Annotated in this window: 6 protein-coding genes; 3 read left to right on the top strand and 3 right to left on the bottom strand. The window is 38.0% G+C overall.

Annotated features, from left to right (window positions below):
* Nucleotides 1-213, top strand: a 213-nt coding sequence (locus ACJML3_RS06245) for a 6-carboxytetrahydropterin synthase (RefSeq protein WP_406021588.1), incomplete at its 5' end; no start/stop codon positions are given.
* A 27-nt stretch (nucleotides 214-240) separates the two neighbouring features.
* Nucleotides 241-516 carry a hypothetical protein gene (locus tag ACJML3_RS06240; protein ID WP_406021586.1) on the top strand — a complete coding sequence of 92 codons (276 nt, stop codon included), beginning with the start codon at nucleotides 241-243 and terminating at the stop codon, nucleotides 514-516.
* 72 nt (nucleotides 517-588) lie between these two features.
* Here the strand turns inward: ACJML3_RS06240 and ACJML3_RS06235 are convergent, their stop codons facing one another.
* From ACJML3_RS06235 to ACJML3_RS06225, 3 genes are all read right to left on the bottom strand, one after another.
* On the bottom strand, nucleotides 589-2,064 hold the full coding sequence (locus ACJML3_RS06235) for an alanine/glycine:cation symporter family protein (protein ID WP_406021584.1): 1,476 nt from the start codon (nucleotides 2,062-2,064) through the stop codon (nucleotides 589-591).
* Between the two features lie 89 nt (nucleotides 2,065-2,153).
* Entirely contained in the window at nucleotides 2,154-2,804 is a 651-nt protein-coding gene (locus ACJML3_RS06230) for a DedA family protein (RefSeq protein WP_406021582.1), read from the bottom strand.
* A gap of 109 nt (nucleotides 2,805-2,913) precedes the next feature.
* Nucleotides 2,914-3,381 (bottom strand): tRNA (cytidine(34)-2'-O)-methyltransferase, encoded by a 468-nt coding sequence (locus ACJML3_RS06225; protein ID WP_406021580.1) that lies wholly within the window; start codon nucleotides 3,379-3,381, stop codon nucleotides 2,914-2,916.
* A 294-nt stretch (nucleotides 3,382-3,675) separates the two neighbouring features.
* Between ACJML3_RS06225 and ACJML3_RS06220 the strand changes: the two genes are divergently transcribed.
* A partial coding sequence (locus ACJML3_RS06220; RefSeq protein ID WP_406021578.1) for a hypothetical protein occupies nucleotides 3,676-4,053 on the top strand: 378 nt, incomplete at its 3' end.

The following is a 4,053-nucleotide window of genomic DNA, read 5'->3' as shown; positions in this document are numbered from 1 at the left end:
TTCCAGGGAGAGGCTCAATATCTTCATGGACAGACTGGCTGCCTTACAATTGAAGTTGAAGACACCATTGAACCTGGTGTAAATATGGTTTTTCCATGCAATGAAATTCAAAAAACTGCATGGGATGTATTAAAGAATTTTGATCATGCATTAATTCTTCGTGAAGATGATCCTCTTTTACCTGCAATTTTAGATGTTTATGAAAAGCAGTGAATAAAAAACGGCGCACCTTCAAATAAGATGAAAGGTGAAGCATTCAAGACTAAACTTGCAACTGCATATCCTGACTGCAGACTGGTTGTTACAAAAGAGACCATGACTGTTGAAGGTATGATTAAGATTGTTTATGAGCTGTTAAAGGATAAGCTCAATATTGTTAAGCTGACATTTACCAGTGGTGTTAATGCTGCATCTTGTGAGTATGAGCCAAAAGGTGAGAAACAGCGTTGTCCACTTTGCGGTGTTTTATTAAATGACAACGGAGTATGTCCAAAGTGCGGATATACAAAACGTTAAAATATAAATGAAATAAAAAAAGGAGTCTTGCACTATACAGGTCTCCTTTTATATTTTGTATGCTAATGTGTACTACTTAGCATGTCTTTTTGCATGTCTTACTCTTGTTTTTGCTAGAGCTGCAAGCTTGCCTGTCAGCTGCTCTGAAGGACCGAACATAGGCTTTTCGCCCTTGATATATTTTTCACGGTAATCAGTTAAAGCTTTGCCTACAAGCTTATAAAGACCGATAACAGCAATGATGTTTGGAATTACCATCAGACCATTGAACATATCAGCAAGCTCCCAAACAAGGTTAACCTTAAGATATGAACCTGTCATTAAGAAACAAAGAACAATAACAGAGAATACGTTAACAAGTTTGTAGCCGAAAAGATATTTTACGTTCTGCACTGCAAAGAAGTACCAGCCGATAATGGTTGTGAATGCAGCGAAGAATAAACATACAGCAACGAAACCAGATCCTGCAGGTCCCATGCCCTTAACGAAAGCTGACTGAGTTAACTCAATACCGGTCTTGGTACCGTCAAGAGAGCCTGTAACCATGATAACAAGAGCAGTTGCTGTAAGGACAATAAAAGTATCAATGAACAGACCAATAATAGCAGCAAGACCTTGTTCTACAGGATGGTTAACTCGTGCTACTGCATGAGCATGTGGGGTAGAACCCATACCAGCTTCATTTGAGAATAGTCCACGAGCAACACCGTAACGGATTGCTTCTTTTACAGTAGCACCTACAACACCACCAGTAGCTGCTGATGGATCGAAAGCACCAACAAAAATTGCTTTGAATGTTGGAAGAATGTGTGCACCGTAGGTGATAACAATATAAATAGCACCAAGTACATATACAGATGCCATTAGAGGAACCATTTTCTCTGCAAAACCTGCAATACGCTTGATACCGCCAATGAAGATGAAACCAGCTAAGAGAATGAGAAAAAGACCGGTTACAGGAGTTGGAATATCAAAAGCGCTGGCAAAAGCAGTTGAAATTGAATTTGCCTGAACCATGTTACCGATGAAACCAAGAGCAATAATGATGGTAACTGAGAAGATTGCAGCAAGACCCTTTGAGCCTAAACCGTATGTGATGTAGTAGGCAGGACCACCTGTTACATGACCCTGAGGATCTTTTGTTCTATATAATTGAGCTAAGATAGCCTCAGAGAAAATCGTTGCCATACCAAAGAATGCGGCAAGCCACATCCAGAAAATAGCACCTGGACCGCCCATTGCAATAGCAGTAGCAACACCAGCAAGGTTACCTGTACCAACCTGAGCTGCAATTGCAGTTGCAAGAGACTGGAATGAGGTCATTCCGTGATTTCCTGCTTTCTCACCATTGAAAGATAAGCCACCAAAAACATGTTTGATTGCAAGAGAGAAATTTCTTATCTGAACAAAGCGGAGCTTAAAAGTAAAGAAGATACCAGCACCTACCAAAATAGGAATTAGGCACCAAGGTCCCCATAAAATAGAGTTAATATCAGCAACAATGGCTGTAAGATGATCCATTGTCTGAGTAAAAGATGTGTGATCCATTTTTATATACCTTAAAAAATTTAAAGTAGCACAAAGCTACTTTAAAGGTTTTTGACAAATAAAAGGCTACAAAAATAGGACAGTCTTTGTTATTTAGTCTCTTCTGAATTGCTGTTTTCATCTGCTGTTATTTTATTGAGACGGGCATGAAATTTCTTTTTTATCACTACTATGCAGATGATGGCGAACAGTACACCTAAGGCAAGGAAAATTGCCTTCTGCACATCATGAACATATTCCATTAGCACATCAAGATTATCAGCAAAGAAATAGCCGAGGTAAATCCATACTGGTACGGAGATTAAAGCTGCAATGCCATCCATAACAATAAATGTCAGATAGCCGATACGATGACTCATTCCTGCAACTAGGTAGATAGGGGAGCGAAGACCAGGTAGGAATCTTGCAACAAACAGCAATCCTAAACCGTACTGTTTGAACTTATTCTGAATCTGGGAGAAACGCTGTGGAGTTACTATCTTACGGAAAGTTTTGATTTTCTGGATACGGTAACCGAAGATTCTACCTGCAAGGAACATGGTGCTGTCACCGATGAGAACGCCTGCAAGACCTACGACGCACATTATATGAGGATTTGCCAGTTCAAGACCGGAAATAACGCCACCTGAAACAAGAGATATATCTTCAGGTACAGGTAAGCCTAAACCACATAGCAGTAAACATGTGAATACGGCAATATAACCATAACTACCAAAGAAATCTATTAAAAATTCAAGCAAGACACTATTCCTCTTTTGTACTTTTACAAATGCAACATGATAGCAGAATTTGTATGTTAAATCACGAAATTTTATATGCGGTTTGTAAGTGATCAAACGGCTGTATTTGTTATACAACCCCGTTTTCAAATCCCATCTGGCGCCATGCCTCATAAGCTACTACAGCAACTGAATTTGATAGATTCAAACAGCGACTGTTTGGTGCCATAGGGATTTTTATCATATTCTCTTCTTTTATATGTTCATATACTTCAGGAGAAAGACCTTCCTTCTCACGTCCGAAGATAACGTAATCACCATCTTCATATTTGAAGTCAACGTGACTTAAATGTCCTTTTGATGTTGAAGCAATAAGTCTTTTTGGCTGTTCTGTCTCTAGAAATTTTTGAAAACTGTCATGAACAGTAAGATTGCAAAGCTCATGATAATCAAGACCTGCTCTCATAAGTCTTTGATTGTCAAGAAAGAAACCAAGTGGTCTTATAAAGTGAAGTCTTGCACCGCAGTTGACACTTAATCTTATGATATTTCCTGCATTTCCTGCCATTTCTGGCTGATATAGAACAATGTTAATCATATCTTTTCCTGTAAGTAAGAAAACAGCCACATATTATGCCATTTTTTTATTCTTTTGACATGAATTGCAAAGCGAGATTTTTGTTGTTTTTGAGCTGATTACTCAGAACAGTTTTATATGTTCTTTCAAACCATTTTATTTTTCTAACCGAATGCAAATTATTAAATGTAAAAATTTGCCACATGTTTTTATCAGTGATACCATTTAAAAGTTTGTAGGAAGCATAAAGAAAACGTAAGACAGAGCACTTTATAAAAAAACAACATGATATAAGAACTATAACTGGAGGATATGATGGCAATCGCCCCTCAGAAGGGAAATAACAGAACTAAGGTAGGATTTTTTGCAAAAACAGCGTTTGGCTGCTGCTGTTTTTTCACACTCATCAGTGTGATCCTGCTTTTTGCTTTTAAGAATAAGGCAAAAAGAGCAATGTCAGGTCAGTTAGTATCATTAGACGGTGCATCACCTGTGTCTATAGCAGATGATCATCAGATGGTTAATGTTGTACTTGACTACTTTGGTTCATCAAGCATTCTTTTTCCTCTGTTGGTTGTATTCATCTGCTATAAGATTTTTATCAGCCAGACTCTTTTTAAGAAATTTGACGGTTTTGTTCTTGGTACCTCAATTTTAGGTTTCAATATTCTTCTCATTGGTTTTTCATCAATG

The sequence above is a fragment of the Succinivibrio sp. genome (assembly GCF_045124615.1).
In the GTDB taxonomy this organism is placed as follows: domain Bacteria; phylum Pseudomonadota; class Gammaproteobacteria; order Enterobacterales; family Succinivibrionaceae; genus Succinivibrio; species Succinivibrio faecicola.
Note: the sequence above shows the minus strand (reverse complement) of the source record. Positions and strands in the feature narration are given on the sequence as shown.

Coding starts and splice junctions, on each gene's coding strand:
- ACJML3_RS06225 (WP_406021580.1), bottom strand. CDS start 3,381: ATGATTAACATTGTTCTATATCAGCCAGAAATGGCAGGAAATGCAGGA.
- ACJML3_RS06240 (WP_406021586.1), top strand. CDS start 241: ATGAAAGGTGAAGCATTCAAGACTAAACTTGCAACTGCATATCCTGAC.
- ACJML3_RS06235 (WP_406021584.1), bottom strand. CDS start 2,064: ATGGATCACACATCTTTTACTCAGACAATGGATCATCTTACAGCCATT.